Below are 22,039 nucleotides of genomic sequence, written 5' to 3' on the forward strand. Positions count from 1 at the left end.
CGACCACTAACGTTGCGCCGATGACCTCGAAGGAGCCCTCCCAGAGCGAAGCCCCATCCGGTCCGGGTGGGTCGATCGCTGACCAGCTGGACTCGGTGTCCCTCGAGCAGGCCCTTCGTGACTTCGAGATCGCCAACCGCCGGGTGATGGACCTGACCCAGCGGCTCATCGACGTGACCGAGGACCGGCGGGCGCTGAAGACGGAGCTTGAGCTGCTCCGCTTGGAGCACCGCGACCTGCTGGCCGCGAACCACCACAACGCCACCGAGCTCCAAGCGCTGCGGGCGTCGCGCGGTTACATGGTGATAAGGGCCGCCCGGGCGGCGCGGCGCCTGGCCAGCCGCTAGTGGCCGCCGCCCCGAGGGTTCTGCTCGCCATCACCCTCTACAACGGCAAGGACGTCGTTTTCCAGTGCTTGGACTCGGCGGCCCGCCTCAGCGAGCAGCCCGGTGTGGATGCGCTCGTCCTCGACGACGCCAGCCCGGCGCCGGGTTGGAGCGAGCGGGTGGAGGCGGCGTGCGCCGAGCGCCGCATCGGCTACTACCGCTCCCCCCGCAACCTCGGCATTCCCCGCAACGTCAACATGGGCATGCTCGCCGCCCAGCGCGGAGGTTACGACTACGTCGTGATCTGCAACTCCGACATCATCATGCCGGCCAACCTGATCGAGCAGCTCGTGGAGGTGGCCCGCACCGATCCGTCCATCGGGTCGGTCACTGCCTTCTCCAACAACGTGTCGGTCTACTCGCTGCCCAACACGATGCCCGACCGGTACCTGGCCGAGCCGGGCGTCGCCGACTGGGTGTCGGCGTCCCTGGCCGGCGAGTTCGGCCACGCGGCGATCGACATCCCCGCGGGCATCTCGTTTTGCATGCTGGTGCCGACCAAGGTGATGGCGACCGTCGGGCTCATGGACCCGGTCTTCGGGCGGGGTTACTGCGAGGAAACGGACTGGACGCAGCGCAGCCGGGCGGCCGGGTACCGCATCACCCTGGCGCCGGGCGTGTTCGCGTATCACAGCGGGCAGGGGTCGACGACCGACGCCGGCCTGCTCAGCCACGGCCACACCACCGTGCCCGCCAACGAGCGGATCATCGACCTGCGCTACCCGATGTTCCGCCAGCAGGTGGAGGCGTTCGTGTACTCGGGGATCCTCCAGACGCTGCACCGCAATGCCGCGCTGCGAATCATCCGCGACGGCGCCCGAGCCTACGGCTACAGCCTGCACCTCAGCTGGCTCCACGACCTGCCGGGCGACAGCCTGGTGCCTCGCTGCATCCTCCGCCCGGAGGCCCACGGCAGCGACCTCCTGCTCGAGTTCCGGGGTTTCTCCGCCGTCGTGCCCCTCGCCGGCCGGAGCGCCCCTGAGGCAATCGTCGAGGAAATGGGCGGGCCGCCGGCCAACATCGACGTGTTCGACCGCGGGTCGGCCCTGGGCCCACTGCAGGCAGCCTTCGGCGCGGCGGCGGTCCGTGACCACTACTCCTACCCGGAGCGGGTGTGATGCGGGCCTTCGCCTCCCTGCGGGCGGCCGCTCCGACCCCCGAGCCCTCGGCGGCCACGCTGCCCCGCAGCCTCACCGCCGGCCCCTACGAGAAGCTGACCGTCGACGTGGGCACCCTCTGGGTGTCGGCCGCCGACGAGGTGATGCGCGACCACCTGCGCAACCGAGGCACCTGGGAGCCGGAGGAGGGTCGCCTCCTGCGCCGGCTGCTGCGCCCCGGCAGCCGGTTCCTGGACGTGGGCGCCAACATCGGGTACTTCAGCCTGCTGGCGGCCAAGGCCCATCCCGGGATCCGGGTGGACGCGGTGGAGCCCTTTCCCCCCACTTGCGAGCTGCTGCGCATGAACCTCTGGCTGAACGGGGTGGACGCCGCCGTGTGGCCCGTCGCCCTCGACCACCGGCGGACGACGCTCAGCATCCACGCAGCGGAGCACAATGTGGGGGACGCCAGGGTCGCGGACGTCACCGCCGGCGATTCGGAACTGGTCGACATCGTGGTACCCGCCGTGCCGGGGGACGAGATCTTCGCCGGGCGCACCTTCGACGTCATCAAACTCGATGTGCAGGGATGGGAGCTCGAGGTGCTCACCGGCTTGCGCCAGACCATCCGGGCTGCGGAGCGGCTCTGCGTGGTCGCGGAGTTTTGGCCCGCGGCCCTCCGTGAGCGCGACGTCGACCCGGGCGAGCGCCTGGTCCGTTACCGGGAGCTGTTCGGCTTCCGCGTCTTGGTCAGCCAGGGGGATGACCTCGAGGAGCTGACCGACTCGGAGATCCTGCTGCGCTGCGACGCCGCCGGGCCCGACGGTCAGGTCAACCTGCTGCTGGAACGCTGACCGCAGCGCGAGGGGTGCGCTCGCTGCTGCCTAGCCGCCGGGCAATCCTCCTGCCGTAGGTCCGTGCCGGCCGCTCGATCGCTGCGTAGCTGATCGCCGCAGCAGCGACGGAGAGCACTGCCACCGCCACCACCTTCACCCAGAAGTAGCGCATGTTGGCAGGCTGGACCTCAGGGCCTCGACCGAACACCGCCAGAATGATCGGGAAGTGCCAGAGATAGAGGCTGTAGCTGCGCTCGCCCAGCCAGACCAGCGCACGCCCGCTCATCGACGGGGACGACGCAGACCACAGCGCTGCGTATACGAGCGCTGGGGCCATGACCGTGACCAGGCCAAGTTCGTAGAAGGTGAAGAAGAACGGGTGGTGGAAATCACTGGCGCGCTCAACGAAACGCAGAAGCGCCAGGCTGGGGATCAGCAATGCCACCAGTAGCAAGGGGCTCAGCCGCGCCGACGGCTGGTCATGTGCCGCCTGCCAGCGCAGGACAAGCCGGCGGAGGAGCATGCCGATCACGAACAGCGGCAGCACTCCGATGAACTGTCGTTGCATGAACAGGCGGGCGGTCGCCGAACCAACGGGAGAATGTTCGAAGTATCGATGCTCAAGCCAGTTTCCGTCGAACGTTATCCACAATCGGTAACCGATGCCGATCGCCAGCATGCACCCAGCACCGAGCCACGGTCGCCGCCGCATCGACCATGCCATCAAGGGCATCATCAGGTACAGGCACATCTCAATACTGAGCGTCCACAAAGCTCCATTGACGTTGAGGGACGAGGCGGTGTTCGGGAAGAGCCAGTGGGTAAACGTAGCGCTGGCGGCGACCTGCTTGATTCCTTGCCCCGAGAAGACCTGTGAAGTGGACGCAAAGAAGAGAAACAAGATCGCCACGTTGACGTAGTAAGCGGGAGCAATCCGGAAGACCCGCCGGATCCAAAAAACCCTGGCTGACACGGGTGGCTCGTTCCAGAAGCTGTCGACCAGGATAAACCCGGAGATGAGGAAGAAGAGCGATACTCCCCACTCTCCGAGCCCCTCTACAAGCCAATAACCCTGAAAATGGGGGCTCGTGGTGAGCGCCCAGGTGTGATCGACGACCACGGCGCTGGCAGCGACTGCCCGGAGCATCTCCAGCCCCCCGAGGAAACCGCGGGCGGGCGAGACACCGACCGGGGCGGCCGCTGGGTCCCGTGACGTCGTGTCAGTCATGCCCATCCCCCGAGCCTAGACATTGGTCGCCAGCCCACCGACATCTGCCGCGTTGAGGCAGAATGGAGCCGTCGATGTGTTTGTAAAACGCAGCTCCTGAGTGGCTACCGGTGCTAACGGTGCAAGGTACTGGTGAGTTCCGGGGAGAGCCGAGAACGACCCCTCGGGTGTCGCTGAAATAACCCGTCCCTCGCTAACCACCTGGACGACGACGTTCGCAGGCGAGGAGGCACTGTATTCGAGCAACAGGAACCGGTAGCCCGGCGATAGGGGTCTGGCGATTTTCATCGTGATCGTCCTTTCGGCGCCCTCAGCGCACATGAGACCGCCGGAGACCGTGGCACCAGCAAGCTGAGCGCTTCCGTCAGTCGTCGTTGCTTGCGGCACTATATGGGCGGCCACCACGTTGCCCTTCGGCAAGACCGCAGCATAGAGCGGAAGAGACGGGTCATCAAAACTCAGATGTTTGAATCCGATGGTCACTGTCGCAGACAGGAGATCCTCGGGAAAGTCGTAGTTCGTCGTAGCCGGGACGATCGTGTCGTATAGGCTGAACGGGCGCCCGGTCCGTTGGAGCGTGCGAATTGCTGAAGTCACATTTGACCAGTACACGTCGGAGAGGTCAGCTTTCCACGTCGTCCGGTAGCTCAAGGTCGAAGCGAGACTCGAGACGAAATAGACAATCATCACTGCTGCAGCTGCTACGACGACTCGTCTTTGCGAAACACTCGAGAGGCGCATGCCGGAAGATAACTGATGACTTCTCGACGCTGGCATAGCCTCTCGAAAGATAACCCACTCCCCGCCGTCACGGATTGGTGCAATAGCTGCGCCGATCCCCAAGAGCACAAAGGGGAGGGTGTCGGCACTGTACTTGTAGTCGAACGCGCTCACGTGTCCATATATCCTGACTCGGTCTGCGATAGCCATGGAGATGCTGAGGGCGAAGCTCACAGCAACGTAGAGCCAACCCACCCAGGATCCCGCCCGGCATACAGCGGTTATGAGCACCAGGATTGAGAGTAACAACCCAGCCAAGACGACGGCCCACAAGCGCGGCTCCGCTGTGGCAAGGCCGCCGACGAAGTACCGCCAGTGGAACGGACCGCCAATCAGGCTAACTCCGAGAGCATGTGTCCAGGCGGCGGTGTCGGCCGCCACCACTGCGGCAACAGTCGGCTTAGTGCGATTTTCATAGTACCCGTGACTGAAGTAATACCAGAAATAGAGGACGGCGGGAGCTGCGAACAAGCCGATGATCCACCAAATACGAACCACGGCCTTAGCACTCTCCAACAAGCCCCTACGCGCGCCGTAAGTCTGCACCCCGAGGAGCAGGAGTGTCAGTGGGATCAACGGCAGGATCATAACCGTCTTTTCGTAGAACCCGAAACCGAGGACGATTGCGAGCCATGCCGGAATAAGGCTCCTCTTGCGGCCAGTTCGCGCATATCGGACGAAGCCATTGAGGGCCCAGATCACACATGCCAGCGAGGAGCAGAGATGTAGGATATTTGCGAACCATAGCCAGGTCTCCGTGAAAGCTGGGGAGAAAATGAACCAACCGAGAATCAAGAGGTTGGAACGCCTGTTGCCGAACAACGCCGCGGTTAGCCGCCAGAATCCGGTTACTAGCGCGATCCCTTCAAGAATCGTAAGAACGTAGGCGGGCCAAAAAGAAAACCCCCCCCAACGCTGCAGAAAGAAGTAGACGAGTCGCCAGGCGGGGACAAAATGTCCGTAGACAGATCGCGACAGATAGGACCAGTCAAGCTTCGTCGTACTGGCTTCACTCAAACGGAAGAAGTCATCGACGAAGTAATAGTTCGACCAGCAGAACCAGCCCAGCCAGGCAATGGCAACTACCACGACGACGAGCAACTCGAGATTCTTGGGGAACCACCCGCCCGGGGTGTCGCCTGTCTCGGGCCGATCCAACGTGTTGTCTACCAGCATTTGCCCTCCGACTCTACAAGTGCACCGGTCCGCTCAGTGGCGTACCGCTAGCAGCCGCACCCCCGCCGTGGTCAACAGTGACACCGGGAGGTGCTGCAGCTCGGCGGGGATGTGCACGGGTGGGGCGTCAACCTCCACCTTGGCCAGGAAGAATCCGCTCTCGAGGATCTGGTGCCCAAGGTCATCGAGCGACACCCGGCTGCAGCTGTCGTAGAGGTCGAGCATCGCCTCCGCCAGCTCTGGTGGATGACACCTCGCTCTCACCTCCGAACGAAGCGCGACGTCGCTCAGGCGCAGGTGAGCGAAACCCTGATCGAACCATGGCCAAAGATGCGATCCGTGCTCCGAAAACCACATGGGCCAGATCTGGATGAACAGCAGGCCGTCCGGGCGGAGGACGCGGTGCAGCTCGGCCAGGACGGCGCCCGGCTCCGCCACGTGCTCGAACACGGACCAGGCGGTGACCAGATCCAGCGAGCTGTCCTCGACCGGCAGGTGTTGCGCCTCGCACTCCTCGAAGCGCAGCGTCGGAGCGTCGGCGGCGACGCCGTTGCGGCGGGCCTCGGCTGCCAACCACTCGGCATCCACCGGCTGAAGATCAAGGCCGAGCACCGATGCGGCCGCGGTCCGTTGAGCCAGGCCCAGCGTGATCGTGCCGTCCCCACAGCCCAAATCGACGAGACGCTTCCCCTCCAGCCCAATCCCGTCGCCAGCCAGGAAGTCGACGATCGAATCGACGGCACCAAGGTAGTGACTCTCCCACCACCCGGTTTGCGAGCCAAACCAACGCGCTGCGGACCGGTCGTTGCCGCTGAACGCCAGGCTTGGGGTGCCGGGGCGTCCCTCAGATGCCATTTCGGACCCGGTGCGCTGCAGTCTCCACCCAGCCGAGCGTAGCTGCACATGCGCCCGGCTTCGGACTCCGCTGCCTCACTGTCGACCGCGCAGCTCGGCCGCGTACGGGGGCCTAACTCCTATCCCAGCGGCTCGGTCGGGCACCCGTAGAGGTCGACGGAGTCACGGGTCAGCTCGTGGTACCGGGGGCCCGACACCACCTGGCGTACGCCTCGGAGGAACTGCGGGTCGCTCCACGCCCAGAGCTTGGAGGGGTGGGCGTCGACGTCGGTCGGCTCGTTGTTCCAGCACCAAGCCGAGCGCAGGGTGGCGCCTTGCACCTCCACGAACAGCGACCAGACCAGCGCCAGCCCACACAGACCGATCAGGACAGGCCGGGTCCCGGGCCGGTGACCTTCGCCACCGAGGCGGCTCCGGGCCGCGCCGTGCGCCCCGAGGCGGCGCGCCCTCCGGACCCCAGCCAGCCAGTCGACCGCCGGCAGAGCGAGGACGACCAGCAGCGGAAGCATGTCGGTGAACAGCCTCGGGCCGTAGGTGTCGCCCGCCCACCAGTGCTTGAACGCGGAGATGACCACCCAGTGGGCGACGGGGATGGCCGTCAACGCCACCCAGAACCCGTCGAGGCCGCCGCCGCGCCGGCGCAGCACCACCCCGGCCGCCGAGAGCAGCACGAGTGGGCAAAACAGCAGCAGGCCGCGGGCGGGACTGATCAGGTTGCCGGCGAGCGCGGTGGCCATCGTCCCCGACACGGCGAATCCCTGCCCCTCGGTGAAGTAAGGAGTCAGCACCTGGTGGTAGGCGACCAGATCGACGCCGACGAGGATGGCGGCGGGCACCGCCCCGCCGGCGATTACCCGCAGCGCCTGGCGGGGGTGGGCGAGCAGAACCCACAGTCCGAGGATGGCAACCACCAAGGCGTCGGTCGGCCTCATCATGTAGGCGAAGCCGAGGGCCAGTCCCATCCCGGTCCAGCCCCGCAGGCCATCGCGAGCTCGGAGGGCGCAGAGCAGAGCGATGCTCAAGCAGAGGATCGACGGGCCGTGCTGCCAGAGCGAACGGCTGGCCGTGGACCATGCCGGCGTGGCAAACGCGAAGGCCAAGGCCACGCCTGCCGCCCAGCGGGACCGTCGGGCGGCCGGCCTGATGGTGAGGGCCCGCAGAGCGATGAAATACACGACGACGGTGGTCACGGCCACAACCGCAGACATCGACACCACCTGGAGAGGCCAGTCGTGGGTGGAGTTGACCATCGCGACGCTGCCCTCGCCCACTCCCAGCTTGTGAGCGACGTCGTAGGCCACGACCCATGGCACCGCGAACAGCGAGTCGCCCCACGGAAACAGCGGATACACGTGGTGGCCGACGGTGCTCAGCCCGTAGAAGTGGGTTTTAGGAAACAGCAACCGGAAGTGGTCGAGTCCGATGGTGTGGAAATGAACGATTGCGACCGCGACCGCAACGGCGCGCATCGAGTCGGCGGTCATACCGAGGGGCGACGCCTCGTCGACCACGAAGACAACCACGAGCAGGATCGCGGCAGTAAACCAGCGCCGCCGGGCTCCCGCATCCTCGGGGGCGGCGCCAGGAAGATCCCGCCCGGCTTCCATCTGTCCTACCCCTGCATTCGTCATCTCGTGACCCCGCAGGTTAGCCGCCGGTGCTGGTGACCAACCCTGATCGGTGGACACAACACCCACGGTCACAGCGGCGGCCCGTTGGGGAGGCGCGGCCTCCGCACGCCTGACTAATCTCGCCGGGAATGCGGTGAGGGATCAGCCCAGAGGATCGCGGGGGGAAGGCAGCAAATTGTCCACCGAGGCCGCGGCGCCGACCACACGCAACCGTCCGTTGCACGCCCGGGCGACCCGACGCTCGTCGAAGGCATGGCTGATCTGGCCGGTCGCCACTCTCGCCGTCACCCGCCTGGCGGCCCTGGCCGTCATCGTCCTCGCCACGCATCGGAGGTCCGGGGTCGACCTCAAGGCTGCGATGTCGACCTGGGACGGGTCGTGGTACCTCCGGGCCGCCCAGCACGGATGGCCGTCCCACGTCCCGATGGTCGCCGGCCACGTCACGCAGAGCACCATCGCTTTCTTCCCCGGCCTGCCGCTGGCCATCCGGGCCGTCGCATGGATCCCCGGGATCAGCTTCTTCGCAGCAGCCATGATCGTCGAGGTCGCGTTCCAGATCTCGACGGTGGTGCTCGTCTGGGTCCTGGCCGCCGACCTGTGGGGCGACGAAGCGGCACGACGGGCCGTCGTTGTCCTCTGTGTCTTCCCAGGCGCCTTCATCTTTTCGCTGATCTACTCCGAGCCGCTGCTATTCACCTGCGCCCTCGGCTGCCTGCTGGCCCTCCGGAAGCACCGCTGGCTGGTCGCCGGGATCGCGGCCGGGCTGGGGACCGCAGTGACCCCGACGGGTGTCGCCCTCGTCGCCTGCTGCGCCCTCGCCTCAGCGGTCGCCATCGGCCGGCGACGGGAGTGGCGGTCAGTCATCGCCCCGGTCCTGGCGCCGGCGGGGATCGTCGGCTACCTCCTCTACCTGACCGCCTCGACCGGGGACCTCCACGCCTGGACCGCCACCGAGCGCCAGGGCTGGGGAGAGCAGATCGTGCCGTCGACGTTCCTGCAGACCCTCAGGATCGCCGTGCACCACCACGGGCAGATCGATCTCCTCGTCACCATCGCCGGCACGGGCGTGGCGGTGGTCCTCGTCGGCTTGATGCTGCTGAGCCGTCCGTCGCACTTCGACGACCTGACCGAGTGGTGGGCCCAGATGCTCCTGTGGTCGCTGGTCGTGCTGGGGCTGGCGTTCGTATCCAACATCCTCGGGCTGAGGCCACGCTTCGTCCTGACCGCCTTCCCGCTCCTGATGGTGTTGGGTTGGCGGCTGAAGGGCGTGGCGTTCGCGTTGCTGAGCGCCGGCTCCTTCGCTGGCCTGGTGTGGCTGCTTTGGACCACGGTGACCTCGCTCCGACTCGTGCCGTAGAGGCTGCTCACCCTTCATCTAGGCTTTCGGGGATGTTGCGGTCCACACTCCGTCGCTCGTCGACGGCTCGGGCGGTGTACCACCAGGTATCCGACCTCAAGCTGCGGGCCACGGACCGCGTCCTGTCGAACGTCACCTTCGCTTCCGTCCCCGCCCCGGTCGCCGTTCGCCTCCTATACGAGATCCTTCTCGGGCGCCAACCGGATGCCAGCGGTTTCGAGGACAACCTGGGGCAGCTCGTCTCGGGGGCGATGACCAGAGACGAGCTCTCCGATTTCGTGCGGGGCTCCGAGGAGTTCCAAAACCGGGGTTGGACGGCGCGCACGCTCGGCCCCTCGATCCACGCCGGGCGGTGCCAGTTCATCCGCAGCCTCCCCCCGGCCCGGCGGATCGTCGATCTCGGGGGGACCCACCTGGCGCGCGAGGACGGAGCGATGGTCGCGCTCGGCTACCCGTACGCGTTCGATGAGCTGACGATCGTTGACCTCCCGTCCAACGAGCGTCACGAGATCTACCGCTCGACCGACGGCCGCCACACCGTCGAAACGCCTCTCGGCCCGGTCCGCTACCGGTACCACTCCATGACCGACCTGTCCGGATTCGCCGCCGACAGCATCGACCTGGTGTACTCCGGGCAGTCGATCGAGCACGTCAGCCCGGACGACGGGGCATCGGTGCTCGCCCAGGTGCATCGCATCCTTCGCCCCGGCGGCCACCTTGCGATCGACACTCCAAACGGCCGGGTGACGCGCATGCAGCAGGCCGAGTTCGTCGACCCAGACCACAAGGTCGAATACACCTGGCCTGAGCTCGAGAAGAAGCTCATCTCGGCCGGTTTCGAGATCGAGTCGGCCGCCGGCCTGGGATGGGCCGGCCCCCCAGCCCAGGAAGGTCGCTTTGACCCCGACCAGGTGGCCAAGCACGCCGGCATGCACGGCGCTGTCGAGGACTGCTACATCCTGGCCGTCGTGGCCCGCAAAAGCCCGGCCGTCAGCGCCGGGTAGGAGACCGGCGCACCAGCGGCACGCCCCCCTCCGGGGACTCCTGAGCGTCCGCTGCGTCCCGGCTTCGGGTGTTTGCGTGCTTTAACGCCCGCGCTGCAGCGAGTGGTGGTAAGAATGCGCTGAGAGTCCGTAGCGGCGGCCTCGGTCGAGAGGAGCACACACGTGGCACATTCGGCGCCATCATCGATAAGGCCGGTGAGAGCCCGGCAGCCAAGCCGGCGCCTCCCCCGGAGGGCCGGTGCGGGACTGCTGGCGTTGGGATTGGTCATTCCTGGGGCTGCTGTCTCGGCCGTCGCCGGGACCCCGACCGCCAGTGCGGCGCCGTCGTTCAACTTCCAGCTGGCGTGGAGCACCGGGGAGTTCAACGACACCGGCAGCCCGATAGCGCTGTCGTCGCCGGTCGTCGCCAACCTCGACGGCACCCCGTCGGCGGTGGTCGGTGATCGCACCGGCAACCTGTACGCCTTCCACCTGCGCGACGGCAGCCCGGTAGCGGGTTGGCCATATCAGGACGGCGGCATTCCGATCGACTCGCCGCCTTCCACCTACGGCTCGACGGTCTACGTCGGCGAGGGCAACGCCGCAGTCAACAACGGCGGCTACCTGGCGGTCAACGGCAACGGCACCCGCCGGTGGCTGACCACCATCCCGCAGCTGCCCGCCCCGCTGCCCTCGTCCAACGCCGGGGTCATCTCGGGCATGAGCGTGGGGACCCTGCAAGGCGCCACCTCCGTCGTCTCCGGTTCGGAGGGCCAGCTCGAAGACGAGATGGACGCCAACAGCGGCGCGGTGCGCCCCGGGTTCCCGTGGCTGGCCACCGACAGCAATTTCACCACCCCCGCCATCGCCGACCTGTACGGCGACGGTCAAAACGAGATCATCGAGGGCGGCGACCAGACAGGCAACCCGTATACCGGGACACCAAACGGTGGCCATCTGCGGATCATGCACCAGACGGGCAACCAGGGCACCGGCTCACAGATGGGTGGCCTCTACTGCGACTACCACGCCAACCAGACGGTGCAGTCCTCGCCGGCGGTCGGCATGTTCCTCGGGGGCAATCAGGTCGGCATCGCCTTCGGCACGGGGGGCTCGTTCCCTGGTGCGTCCCAAACCGACCAGCTGCTCGCGACCAACAACAAATGCCAGCTGGCGTGGGGCACGACCCTCGACGGGTTGACGACCAGCAGCCCGGCGCTCGTCGACGCCCTCGGCAACGGAGGTTTGCAGGTGGCCGAGGGGACCGTCCGCTCCGACGGCCACGGCTCCGTCTACCTGCTAAACGGCAGCGACGGGGCGGTCATCTGGCACGCCAGCACCGCGAATGCGGTGATCGGGAGTGTCACCTCCGCCGACTTTGGGGAGGGTTATCAAGACATCGTGGTCCCGACGACGGACGGGGTGGTGATCCTCGACGGCAGGACCGGTAACCAGGTCACCACCCTCTCGGTGACCGGTCCCGACACCCTCCTGCTGCAGAGCTCGGTCCTGATCACCGACGACCCCAATGGCGCGATCGGGCTCACCCTCGCCGGCTATACCGGCAACAACCGGGGGAAGGTCGAGCACTACACCTTGCCGGGGTCCAATGGCGCCTCGGTCAACGAGGCCGGCGCCTGGCCGGAATTCCACCACGACCCGCAGCTGACCGGTAACGCGGGCACGCCCGGGCCGCCGCACTGCACCATCCCGACGGTTGCGCCGGTCGGCTACGAGATGGCGGCCAGCGACGGCGGGGTGTTCAACTTCGGCAACACGCAGTTCTGCGGCTCGACCGGCAACGTGGCCCTCAACCAGCCGGTCGTCGGCACCGCCGGCACCCCCGACGGGGGCGGCTACTGGCTGGTGGCCCGCGACGGCGGCATATTCGACTTCGGTGACGCCGGGTTCTACGGCTCGACGGGCAACATCCGACTCAACCAGCCCATCGTCGGGATGGCGCCCACGCAGAGCGGCCGGGGCTACTGGCTGGTCGCGTCCGACGGCGGCGTGTTCACCTTCGGTGACGCCAAGTTCTACGGGTCGACCGGCAACATCCGACTCAACCAACCAGTCGTCGGTGTCGCTTCCACTCCCGACGGCGGCGGCTACTGGCTGGTCGCCCGCGACGGCGGCATATTCGGGTTCGGTGACGCCGGGTTCTACGGCTCGACGGGCAACGTCCGGCTCAACCAGCCCATCGTAGGGATGGCCGCGGTGCCAGGCGGTGGCGGGTACTGGCTGGCGGCAGCCGACGGCGGGATCTTCCAGTTCGGCTCCGCGAAGTTCTACGGGTCCACCGGAAACATCCACCTCAACAAGCCGGTCTTGGCCATTGCCCCGGTGCGCGAGGGCGGCGGCTACTGGCTGTTCGCCTCCGACGGCGGGGTGTTCACCTTCGGCGACGCCAAGTTCTACGGGTCCACCGGCAACGTCCACCTCAACCAGCCGATCGTGGGCGCGGCGGGATACAACTAGCAGCCGCTGCGAGCGGCCAGATGGCGGCAGGCGGGCCCGGCGAGCAGCCGGGCGCCGTCGCTGCGCTCCAAACGGCCGCCGGCGGGGTCCGCAGTGTAGAGTGCGAAGCTGCTCAGCAGGTCAAGCGGGCGTGGCGAAATAGGCATACGCGCCAGGTTTAGGTCCTGGTCCCGAGAGGGGTGGAGGTTCGAGTCCTCTCGCCCGCACCAGCGCCCGGCTCAGACAGCGCAGGCGTAGTCGCCGTCGTAGGGGTCCGTCGGCGACCCCGACCCGCCGAGCCACTGCACCAGCCACGGCGAGCCCTGGGCGAAGCTGTACATCGGATCGGTGCAGTAGCCGGGCCATGAGGCGACGCTTGAGGGCACCGTGGCGATCCAGATCGGCAGCCCCGGGAAGTTGACGTAGTCGGTGTAGCTGCCGTCGGCGTTCTGGTGTCCGCCGGTGATGTCGGCCCACTGCACGTAGGTCGAGTAGATGCCGGCGGTGAGCCCGTTGGCGTGCAGGTCGTCGACGGCGCCGCGGATCACCGCCGCGTTGGATGCCTGGCCGGCCGTGCCGCACAACCACAGGACCGACGAGAACCCGCACGGCCCCTCGACGTCGAGCCACCACATCGTCGGCCGGTAACCGGTTGCGTAGGAGAAGGCGACGGACTGCTGGGCGCTGTTGAAGCCCCAGTTGTAGCCCTGGCAGTTGAGGTCCGACGCCGCGCAGTTGCCCGCCGGCCCGCTCATCGCGTGGGCGTCGCCCTGGGCGACCGCGTTGACGTTGATGTAGACGGTGAGGTTGGGTCCGGCGTTTGCTGCTTGGGAGGCATAGCACGGGTTGGAGCTGAACTCGCTCCCGTCGTTGACGCCCACGACCGATACCGGGTTGCCGGGAGCCGGGTAGGTCTTGTTGCACTGCGGCCAGGAGACGTCGGTGCCGATCGTGCCGGCGGGGTACTCGGCGCCGAACCCGGTGCCGGCGATCCCGATGATCGGTGCCGGCCCGGGGGCGCCGCCGGTCGACCCGAGGTACGGGGCGCCGCCGAAGTCGAATATCCCGCCGTCGGTAGCGACCAGCCAGTAGCCGCCGGTGGGCGACGCGGCCATACCGACGATCGGCTTGTTGAGGTGGACGTTGCCCGTCGAGCCGTAGAACCCGGCGTCACCGAACTCGAAGATCCCGCCGTCGGACGCCACCAGCCAGTAGCCCTTGCCGTCGGGCGTGGCGGCCATACCGACGATCGGCTTGTTCAGAGCGACGTTGCCGGTCGACCCGTAGAACGCGGCGTCGCCGAACTCGAAGATCCCGCCGTCGGACGCCACCAGCCAGTAGCCCTTGCCGTCGGGGGTCGCGGCCATACCGACGATCGGCTTGTTCAGAGCGACGTTGCCGGTCGACCCGTAGAACGCGGCGTCGCCGAACTGGAAGATCCCGCCGTCGGAGGCCACCATCCAGTACCCGCCGCCGGTGGCGTCGCCGGCGATGCCGACGATCGGCTTGTTGAGCGCCACGTTGCCCGTCGAGCCGTGGAAGCCGGCGACGCCGTAGCTGAACACGCCGCCGTCGGAGGCGGCCATCCAGTAGCCGCCCCCGCTCGGGGTTGAGGCCACACCGACGATCGGCTTGTTGAGGGGGGTGGGTCGGACCTGGCCCAGGTTGCCGGTCCCGAAGGAGTAGACCCCGCCGTCAGCGGCGGCCAGGTAGTAGCCGGGGTGCGCGGCGGGCGTCGCCTGCGCGGAGACCGATCCGCCGGCGCCGGAGGTCGACGCCGGCTGCGACGAGGCCGCCCCCACCGTGCCCGGGTTGGCGGCGGCGCAGGTCATGAGACAGCCCGGGCTCCCCGCTGACGTCGAGGCAGCTGACGCGGTGCCGGCGGAGGTGCTGACAGGCGCGGCGGCCGCCGGAGCGGCCATCAGCGCGGTGGCCGCGAGCGCCGCGACCGCGGCGAGCGCCGCCCGCCGGGCGCGACAGTTTTTGGCTTGAAACATGCGGACCTCCGCCACGTCGGGTGCTGGCGTGAACGCTAGCCGCCGGGGAGCGTCGGGTCAGGCCGTTCCGCCGGTGACCGGCGCGCTCCCGGCCGTGCCGCTGGGGTCGCCGCTGCGGCGCCGTCGGAGGTGCCGGCCGCCGCGCCGGCGTCGGCGACGGCGACGGCGACGGCGACGGCGGTGGAGGTGGAGGTGGAGGTGGAGGCGGAGGTGGTGATGCCGCGCAGGCGGCCGGTGACCGGCTCGAGGTGGAGCGACAGGTAGGCCAGCCCGCCGGCGGGAATCGGGAGCCAGAAATTGACCAGCCGGTAGCTGACCACGCCGAGCAGGGCGATGGCCCGGGGGGTGTTGAACCCGACCAGGCTGGAGGTCAAGGTGGCCTCCACCACGCCGAGCCCGCCGGGGGTGAGGGGGATGGCGGCCAGGACGTTGGCCAGGGCGAAGGAGACCAGCAGGCCGTCGGGGTTGACCCATTCCCCGAACGCCCCGACGAACACGAACAACGACGCCGCGTCGAGGAGCCAGTTGGCGGTGGCCCACACCAGCGACTTGACCAGACGGCTCCGCTGCGCCAACAGGTCCTGCAGGCGCCCGGCGACCTGGGAGAACAGCCGCTGCAGGACCGCGCCGTCGACGAAGGGGATCCGCGCCGCCAGTCGCACGAGTAGCGCGGTCGCCCACTCCTCCCCCTTGGTGAGCAGCAACGCGAGAGCCAGGAACACCCCGAGGAGCAGCACCCCGACTATCGCCGCGGTCAGATACAGCGGGGAGAAACCGAAGAACGGAATGGACACGATCAGCGCCACCCACAAGATGACGTTGAGTACCACCGCCGAGCCGAGGGCTTGGGTGCCGAGCGCGAAGCCCACGTCGGGCCCCTCCACCCCGGCGTTGGTCATCAGCCGGTAGCCGAGGCTGGAGCCGGCCGCCGTGCCGCCAGGCACGCAGTGGCTCACCGACAGGGTGGTCAGCTGGATCCGCAGCACCGTCCAGAAGTCCGGGACCTTGTGGGCGGGCAGGACGCTGCGGGTCAGCTGCGCGTACGACATGATCGCAGCGACCTCGAGGACCAGCCCGGCGAGCAGCCACAGCGGGTTGACCTGGCTCAGCTGATGCCAGGCCTTGTGGGCGCCGGCGATCTGGGGGACGACGAAGATGTCGACGATCAGGGCGATCAGCAGCAGCTTGCCGACCCGCCACACCGGGGCGGGGAGCACCCGGCGGATACCCCGGCGGCTGGAGGGGAGAACGGGAGCCAGCGGATCGGTTTCGGCGCCGTCAGCGGCGACGACCGCGCCCGCGCCGTCACTCCCGGCGGGCAGCGTCGATCGGTCGCTGCCCACCGCACCGCCGAGGGCCGTCTCGGACCCCAGGCCCGGAGTCGGTTGGGTCGGCTTCATAATTTCGCACCCATGATCGCGCTCTTGGCCCCGGATGGGGCAGACCACCCGGCGGGACGCGGGCCGGTAGCCTCCGCGGGATGCTGACGCGCGACCTGACAACCCCGGCGCTGCTGGTCGACGCGGACGTGCTCGACGCCAACCTGGCCGCCATGGCCGCGGCCCTCCCCGGCGACCGGCTCCGCCCGCACGTGAAGGCCCACAAGTGCAGCGCGCTGGCGGCCCGGCAGGCCGCGGCGGGCCACCGGGGGTTCACCTGCGCCACGATCCGCGAGGCCGAAGGCATGGCCGCGGCCGGCCTGGGCGGCGACCTCCTCGTCGCCAACGAGGTGGTCGACGCCCGCCGGTTGGGCCGCCTGGTCGAAGCCGGTCACCGCGTCACCCTGGCCGTCGACTCCCCCGCGACGGTCGTCGCGGCAGCGGCCGGCGGGGTCCGGGAGGTGCTCGTCGACGTGAACATCGGCCTGCCCCGCTGCGGCGTCCCTGCGGAGGAGGCCGGGCGGTTGGCTGACGAGGCGCGCGCCGCGGGCCTCGACGTGCGGGGGGTGATGGGCTACGAGGGCCACGCCGTGCTGCTCGAGGACCGCCGCCAGCGGATCGAGGAGGTGAAGAAATGCGTCGCCCTGCTGGCGGCCGCCGCCCGTGACGTCGGCGGCGAGGTCATCTCGGGAGGCGGCACCGGCACCTACGACCTCAACACCGTCGCCACCGAGATCCAAGCCGGCAGCTACGCGTTGATGGACACCGCCTACGCCAAGCTCGGGCTTCCCTTCGGGCAGGCCCTGACCGTCCTGGCCACGGTGATCTCGGTCAACCTGGGCGGCGGGTGGGCGGTGGCGGACTGCGGGCTCAAGGCGCTCGGCATGGACCACGGCAACCCGGCGCTGGCGGACGGGTCGAGCGTGTGGTTCTGCTCCGACGAGCACCTGGTGTTCTCCCCGCCGGAAGGAGCGGCTCTGCCCGCCGTGGGCGACGTGGTGCAGGTGGTGCCCGCGCACGTCGACCCGACCGTCGCCTACCACGAGCACCTCCACGTGGTGCGCGGCGACGAGGTCGTGGACCGCTGGGATGTCGATCTCAGGGGCTGGTAGCGCTCGGGCTCGGCCGCGCCCCGAACGTGGATGCATTCTGCATTGCAAAAGAGCGATAATGCATGCCGTGGGATCGCCGCTGCAGATCAGGGATGTACCCGACGAGGCCCGTCGCCTCCTGAAGTCACGAGCTGCGGCGCAGGGACGGTCACTCAACTCTTACCTGCTCGAGGTGATCAGCCGGGAGGTGGCCCGTCCCACAGTGGCGGAGGTGCTGGAACGAGCAGCCCGGCGCTCCGAGCGGGGATCGGAGTCATCAGTAGACGTCCTGGAGGCTGCCCGCCGCGACCGCGAGGATCAGCTGACCGATCGAGTCGCTCGGTGATCGTCGTCGACGCGGCGGCAGTGGTGGACGTGCTGACGGTTGCTGCTTCCACCGGCGCCCTGCGCTCCCGCCTGGCCGGCGAAGAGCTGCACGCTCCGTCGTTGCTCGACTTTGAGCTCGTTTCTGCGCTTCGCGGGCTCACCCTGCGCAGCCGCTTGAGTAGCGCCCGGGCCCTGGACGCTCTGGCCGACTTCGAGGACCTACCGCTCTACCGGTGGCCGGCCAGCGAAGCCCTGCGGCGACGGGCTTTCGACCTGCGCCACGCCGTCAGCGCCTACGACGCTTCCTACGTCGCGCTGGCCGAGGCGCTGGAATGCCCGCTCGTGACGCGCGACGCCCGCCTCGCTCGGTCCCGGGGTCACGACGCGCGGATCGAGGTCCACTGAGGGACCTCGGCGGTCAGGCGGGCTCAGGCGTCGGAGGGGAGAAGCCCGGCTAGGGCGCGGAGCGCCCGGCCGCGATGCGACAGGGCGTGCTTGTCCTCGGGGGTCATCTCCGCGAAGGTCGCCGTCGTGCCCTCGGGGACGAACACCGGGTCGTAGCCGAACCCGCCGGCGCCGCTCGTCGCTGTCGCGATGGCGCCCTCCACCGCGCCCTCCGCGTGGATCTCCCGCCCGTCGGGCCACGCCGCGACTGCCACGGTCCGAAAGCGCGCGGAGCGGACCTCGGAGCCCTCCAGGGCGGAGAGCAGCTTGGCCACGTTGTCGGCGTAGGTGGCGTTCTCGCCGGCGTAGCGGGCCGACCACACGCCCGGCGCGCCTCCGAGCGCGTCGACCTCCAGCCCGGTGTCGTCGGCGATGGCGGGAAGACCCGTCGCGGCAGCCAGCGCCCTGGCCTTCAGCCGGGCGTTGTCGAGCAGCGTCTGGCCCGTTTCTTCGACATCTTCGACGTCGAGGGGTCGGGGGCGCAGCGTCACCGTGTCACCCAGGATGGCTTGGATCTCCTTGGCCTTGTCCGGGTTGGCGGTGGCCAGGACGTACTCAGTCACGGCTGGGCGGCGGCGTCGCGAGCAGGCGGCCCTGGTGGCCGAGCAGCGTGGTGATGCCCGCGCCGGCCAGGTCCAGCAGCCCGTCGAGCTCGACCCGGCTGAACGTCTTGCCCTCGGCGGTGCCCTGCACCTCGACGAAATGCCCGGAGGCGGTCATGACCACGTTCATGTCGGTCTCGGCCCGGCTGTCCTCGCTGTAGGCCAGGTCCAGCATCGGGCGCCCCCCGACCACTCCCACCGAGATGGCCGCGCACGCCTCGCGCAGCGGGTTTTTGGCCAGCCGCTTGGCTTCGACCAGGCGGCTGCACGCGTCGTGGAGGGCCACGTAGGCGCCGCAGATGCTGGCGGTGCGGGTGCCGCCGTCGGCCTGCAACACGTCGCAGTCGAGGGTGATTTGCACCTCGCCCATCGCCTCGAGGTCGGTGACGGCGCGAAGTGAACGGCCGATGAGCCGCTGGATCTCCTGGGTCCGCCCGGACTGCTTGCCCTTGGCGGCCTCCCGGTCGATGCGCTCCGGGGACGCCCCGGGCAGCATCGAGTACTCCGCGGTGACCCACCCGCGGCCGGTGCCGCGCATCCACCGGGGGACGTCCTCGGCGACCGACGCGGTGCAAAGCACCCGGGTGCGGCCCATGCTGATCAGCACCGACCCGGCGGCGAAGACGGTGTAGTCCCGGAGCAGCTCGACGGGGCGCAGCTCGTCGTCGGCGCGCCCGTCGAGGCGGCCGGTCGCGCCGCTCACGGCTGGCACCGGGCGGCGATGGTGGCGCCGAGGGCGATGGTGGTGATCACGTGGCGGCCGGCGCCGGCCTCGTGGGCGGTGGCGCCGGCCTGCCGGGCGCTCAGGTGCTGCACGGTACCCTCCCGATCGGACAGGAACGTCGCCTCGCAGGGCGCCAAGTCGAGACCGGGACCGAGCGAGGGCACGGCCCGAGGCGGGCCGGAGTCGGCAGAGTAGCCGAGTGACCGGCCGCCGGCGTCCACCTGCACCGCGTGGCGTGGGCCGGCCCCGGATGGCCGGTTCGCTCAGGAGGCCAGGTACTGGCGGAGGGCCCTGCGGACGACCTCGCCCTGGGGTACTCCGTCATGTTCGGCTCGCTCGACGACCGACGCCCGCAGGTCGGGGTCCAACCGAACTGCCAGCGCGTCGGCGGCTGCCGAACCCATCGGGGGCCGGCCTCGCTCGCGGCGCTTCAGCAAATCGTCGACGTCGTAGCCGGCTTCGGCCTCGGCCTGGACCCTTTCGATGACCTCATCGGCCAGTACGGTGCCGTCGCTCGAGACGCCGTAGTCCTTCGGTTCGCTCACGGGTTGGTGTTCCTTTCCGCTCACGGCAAGAGAGGGCGGTACTTGGAGCGCATACCCATGGCGTGCACGGCCAAGAGGCTGCGATCCCTTCGGACGATGACCACCACCTCGAGGAGGTTGCCGGCGGAGTCGGGACCGAGGAAAAGCCAGCGTTCCGGGTCCTCCCCGATCTCTTGTGACACCAGCGCGTGCTCCAAGACATGACGGATGGAGTCCTCGGGCACCCCGTGCTTACCCGCACCGGGAAGGAACTCCACGCCGATTATCGTATCACGAAAGTAGGCGCGCCTCCGGGGTGGTTGAGGAGCCGGTGTCCCCTCGCTGGGCGGCATTCCAGGCATGCTCCCCCCTGGAGCCGACCGAGGTGAATCGGTAGCGCGGGGACGCATGGCTCGATCTACTCAAGGGGATGTGGACCGACGGCGGCCAGCGTCGCTGTCACAGCTGGTAGCGGGCGCCGATGGTGGCCACCTCGACGGGACCGCCGAACGCGGCTTCGGCCTCGGTCTCGGCCGCCACCCGGTCTATGCCGGGGGCGATATGGGTGATCACGAGGCGGGCGGCGCCGGCCTCGCGGGCGGTGGCGCCGGCCTGCCGGGCGCTCAGGTGCTGCACCGTGCCCTCCCGATCGGACAGGAACGTCGCCTCGCACAGCGCCAAGTCGAGACCGGGACCGAGCGATGACATGGCCCACGCCGGGCCGGAGTCGGCGGAGTAGCCGAGTGACCGGCCGCCGGCGTCCATCCGAACGGCGTGGGTCGGCACCGGATGGTCGGTGCGCGAGAAGTGGAAGGTGAGCGGGCCGATGGTCACCGCGTCGGCGGGATCGGTGGCCTGCCAGTCGAGGACCTCTGCGCCGGACGCGGCGTCGTTGATCCGCGCCGCCGCGACCTGCCGCAGGCTGGGCGGGGCGTACACCGGGACCCCGGTCCGCCCGAGGAACCACCGGCAGGCCACCACGAAGTGCTCGAGGTCGCTCCAGTGATCGGGATGCTGGTGGCTGAGCACCACCGCGTCGAGCTGCTCGAGGGGGACGTGGCGCTGCAGGTTGGACAGGGTGCCCGGCCCGGCGTCGAGCCACACCGTCACCCCCTCGCAGGTCACCAGGTAGCCGCTGCCGGCACCTCCGGGCCCCGGGTAGCTGCCGTCGCAGCCGAGCACGGTGAGCGCCAGCGGACCGTCGTGGCTGGCGGCGGCGGTCATTTCGGCACCCAGCCCTGGACGTCGCGCAGTTCGGGCCCGAGCAGGCGCCGGCCCAGACGCTCGAAGGTGGCGGTGTCCCCCGACGAGATCCACGTGCGGGTGCCCTCCTTGGTTGCCCGGCGCCCCCCGCCGGTGTCAGCCAGGATGGAAGCCACCTCGAACGCGGTCTCATCCGCGGAGTCCACCAGCACCACGTCGCGCCCGACGACATCGCTGATCGTGCGGGCCAGGAACGGGTAGTGGGTACATCCGAGCAGTAGGGTGTCCACCTCGGCGGCCCGGATCGGGGCGAGGAGCCGCTCGGCGAGGACATAGACCTGGTCGGAGCCGGTCTCGCCCCGCTCGACGAACTCGACGAAACCCGGGCACGCCGCGCAGGTCAGGTCGACGGGTCGGGCCCGCGACAGCTCAGCGGCGGCGCGCTGGTATGCGCCCGACCCGATGGTGCCGACGGTGCCGATAACGCCAACCCGGCGACTCGACGTGTTCTTCAGCGCGGCGCGCAGGCCCGGCTCGATGACCCCGACGAGAGGCACGTCGAACTCGAAGCGCAGCAGTTCGAGGGCTGCGGCGGCCGCGGTGTTGCAGGCCACCACCACCATCTTGACGTCGTGCTCGGCGACGAGCTTGGCGGTGATCTGGCGGGCGAAGCGGGCTACCTCCTCGAGGGCCCGGGGCCCGTACGGGTACCGCCCGGTGTCGCCGATGTAGACCAGGTCCTCGCCCGGCAGGAGGTCGATCAGGGCCCGGGCCACGGTGAGGCCGCCGAACCCGCTGTCGAACATCCCGATCGGCCGGTCGTCCATGGTGCCCACAGTAGGCACGGGCGCCGGGATCGGGCGTCGTCAGGTGACGTGACCTGCTGCTCACGCCGGTGGCGCCACAACCGTAGGGGTGCGCCCGCTGTGCCGCGCGGTGGGGATGCCCTCGCCATGCTGCTC

Annotated in this window: 22 protein-coding genes and 1 tRNA gene; 10 read left to right on the plus strand and 13 right to left on the minus strand. The window is 69.0% G+C overall.

Annotated elements, in window-relative coordinates:
* Positions 1-20 precede the first annotated feature (20 nt).
* Genes K6U06_RS14415 through K6U06_RS14425 form a run of 3 tightly spaced genes read left to right on the plus strand, consistent with a single transcriptional unit; the run spans position 21 to position 2,337 of the window.
* A complete protein-coding gene (locus tag K6U06_RS14415; RefSeq protein ID WP_262322645.1) occupies positions 21-347 on the plus strand; it encodes a hypothetical protein in 327 nt (108 codons plus the stop codon).
* The gene (locus K6U06_RS14420; RefSeq protein ID WP_262322646.1) at positions 347-1,504 is read left to right on the plus strand and encodes a glycosyltransferase family 2 protein; all 1,158 of its coding nucleotides are present in this window, start codon (positions 347-349) and stop codon (positions 1,502-1,504) included. Before K6U06_RS14415 ends, K6U06_RS14420 begins: the two co-directional genes overlap by 1 nt.
* A complete protein-coding gene (locus tag K6U06_RS14425) occupies positions 1,504-2,337 on the plus strand; it encodes an FkbM family methyltransferase (RefSeq protein WP_262322647.1) in 834 nt (277 codons plus the stop codon). The genes K6U06_RS14420 and K6U06_RS14425 overlap by 1 nt, the downstream gene beginning before the upstream one ends.
* Here the strand turns inward: K6U06_RS14425 and K6U06_RS14430 are convergent.
* From K6U06_RS14430 to K6U06_RS14445, 4 genes are all read right to left on the minus strand, one after another.
* A complete protein-coding gene (locus K6U06_RS14430) occupies positions 2,315-3,553 on the minus strand; it encodes an acyltransferase family protein (protein ID WP_262322648.1) in 1,239 nt (412 codons plus the stop codon). The two genes, K6U06_RS14425 and K6U06_RS14430, sit on opposite strands and share 23 nt — an antisense overlap.
* A gap of 9 nt (positions 3,554-3,562) precedes the next feature.
* Entirely contained in the window at positions 3,563-5,503 is a 1,941-nt protein-coding gene (locus K6U06_RS14435; RefSeq protein WP_262322649.1) for a hypothetical protein, read from the minus strand.
* Positions 5,504-5,536: 33 nt separating this feature from the next.
* Entirely contained in the window at positions 5,537-6,358 is an 822-nt protein-coding gene (locus tag K6U06_RS14440; protein WP_262322650.1) for a class I SAM-dependent methyltransferase, read from the minus strand.
* Between the two features lie 119 nt (positions 6,359-6,477).
* The gene (locus K6U06_RS14445) at positions 6,478-7,989 is read right to left on the minus strand and encodes a glycosyltransferase family 39 protein (protein ID WP_262322651.1); all 1,512 of its coding nucleotides are present in this window, start codon (positions 7,987-7,989) and stop codon (positions 6,478-6,480) included.
* 175 nt (positions 7,990-8,164) lie between these two features.
* On the opposite strand from K6U06_RS14445, the gene K6U06_RS14450 reads away from it, so the two are divergent.
* From K6U06_RS14450 to K6U06_RS14465, 4 genes are all read left to right on the plus strand, one after another.
* Positions 8,165-9,346 (plus strand): mannosyltransferase family protein, encoded by a 1,182-nt coding sequence (locus tag K6U06_RS14450; RefSeq protein WP_262322652.1) that lies wholly within the window; start codon positions 8,165-8,167, stop codon positions 9,344-9,346.
* 32 nt (positions 9,347-9,378) lie between these two features.
* A complete protein-coding gene (locus tag K6U06_RS14455) occupies positions 9,379-10,350 on the plus strand; it encodes a methyltransferase domain-containing protein (protein ID WP_262322653.1) in 972 nt (323 codons plus the stop codon).
* Positions 10,351-10,545: 195 nt separating this feature from the next.
* Complete coding sequence (locus K6U06_RS14460) at positions 10,546-12,807, plus strand: hypothetical protein (protein ID WP_262322654.1); 2,262 nt, start codon at positions 10,546-10,548, stop codon at positions 12,805-12,807.
* A gap of 124 nt (positions 12,808-12,931) precedes the next feature.
* A tRNA-Leu gene (locus K6U06_RS14465) sits at positions 12,932-13,016 on the plus strand.
* A gap of 9 nt (positions 13,017-13,025) precedes the next feature.
* Here the strand turns inward: K6U06_RS14465 and K6U06_RS14470 are convergent.
* Together K6U06_RS14470 and K6U06_RS14475 are read right to left on the minus strand one after the other, a co-directional pair.
* Positions 13,026-14,783 carry a hypothetical protein gene (locus tag K6U06_RS14470; protein WP_262322655.1) on the minus strand — a complete coding sequence of 586 codons (1,758 nt, stop codon included), beginning with the start codon at positions 14,781-14,783 and terminating at the stop codon, positions 13,026-13,028.
* Between the two features lie 35 nt (positions 14,784-14,818).
* Positions 14,819-16,183 carry a YbhN family protein gene (locus K6U06_RS14475; RefSeq protein ID WP_262322656.1) on the minus strand — a complete coding sequence of 455 codons (1,365 nt, stop codon included), beginning with the start codon at positions 16,181-16,183 and terminating at the stop codon, positions 14,819-14,821.
* 80 nt (positions 16,184-16,263) lie between these two features.
* On the opposite strand from K6U06_RS14475, the gene K6U06_RS14480 reads away from it, so the two are divergent.
* From K6U06_RS14480 to K6U06_RS14490, 3 genes are all read left to right on the plus strand, one after another.
* Positions 16,264-17,274, plus strand: coding sequence for an alanine racemase (locus K6U06_RS14480; protein ID WP_262322657.1), 1,011 nt, complete (start codon positions 16,264-16,266; stop codon positions 17,272-17,274).
* 67 nt (positions 17,275-17,341) lie between these two features.
* Positions 17,342-17,599 (plus strand): FitA-like ribbon-helix-helix domain-containing protein, encoded by a 258-nt coding sequence (locus tag K6U06_RS14485; RefSeq protein WP_262322658.1) that lies wholly within the window; start codon positions 17,342-17,344, stop codon positions 17,597-17,599.
* Entirely contained in the window at positions 17,596-17,985 is a 390-nt protein-coding gene (locus tag K6U06_RS14490; RefSeq protein WP_262322659.1) for a type II toxin-antitoxin system VapC family toxin, read from the plus strand. Before K6U06_RS14485 ends, K6U06_RS14490 begins: the two co-directional genes overlap by 4 nt.
* Positions 17,986-18,008: 23 nt before the next feature.
* On the opposite strand, the gene rdgB is transcribed toward K6U06_RS14490, so the two are convergent.
* From rdgB to murI, 7 genes are all read right to left on the minus strand, one after another.
* The gene (gene rdgB, locus K6U06_RS14495) at positions 18,009-18,587 is read right to left on the minus strand and encodes an RdgB/HAM1 family non-canonical purine NTP pyrophosphatase (RefSeq protein ID WP_262322660.1); all 579 of its coding nucleotides are present in this window, start codon (positions 18,585-18,587) and stop codon (positions 18,009-18,011) included.
* Positions 18,580-19,329 carry a ribonuclease PH gene (rph, locus tag K6U06_RS14500; protein WP_262322795.1) on the minus strand — a complete coding sequence of 250 codons (750 nt, stop codon included), beginning with the start codon at positions 19,327-19,329 and terminating at the stop codon, positions 18,580-18,582. Before rph ends, rdgB begins: the two co-directional genes overlap by 8 nt.
* A complete protein-coding gene (locus K6U06_RS14505; RefSeq protein WP_262322661.1) occupies positions 19,326-19,514 on the minus strand; it encodes a hypothetical protein in 189 nt (62 codons plus the stop codon). Before K6U06_RS14505 ends, rph begins: the two co-directional genes overlap by 4 nt.
* Before the next feature lie 99 nt (positions 19,515-19,613).
* A complete protein-coding gene (locus K6U06_RS14510) occupies positions 19,614-19,895 on the minus strand; it encodes a CopG family transcriptional regulator (RefSeq protein ID WP_262322662.1) in 282 nt (93 codons plus the stop codon).
* Between the two features lie 20 nt (positions 19,896-19,915).
* Positions 19,916-20,152: a hypothetical protein gene (locus tag K6U06_RS14515; protein ID WP_262322663.1), complete on the minus strand. Its 237-nt coding sequence runs from the start codon at positions 20,150-20,152 to the stop codon at positions 19,916-19,918.
* 181 nt (positions 20,153-20,333) lie between these two features.
* Complete coding sequence (locus K6U06_RS14520; RefSeq protein ID WP_262322664.1) at positions 20,334-21,098, minus strand: MBL fold metallo-hydrolase; 765 nt, start codon at positions 21,096-21,098, stop codon at positions 20,334-20,336.
* A complete protein-coding gene (gene murI, locus K6U06_RS14525; protein WP_262322665.1) occupies positions 21,095-21,904 on the minus strand; it encodes a glutamate racemase in 810 nt (269 codons plus the stop codon). Before murI ends, K6U06_RS14520 begins: the two co-directional genes overlap by 4 nt.
* Positions 21,905-22,039 lie beyond the last annotated feature (135 nt).

The sequence above is a fragment of the Acidiferrimicrobium sp. IK genome, from assembly GCF_025499425.1.
Lineage (GTDB): Bacteria > Actinomycetota > Acidimicrobiia > Acidimicrobiales > Palsa-688 > Acidiferrimicrobium.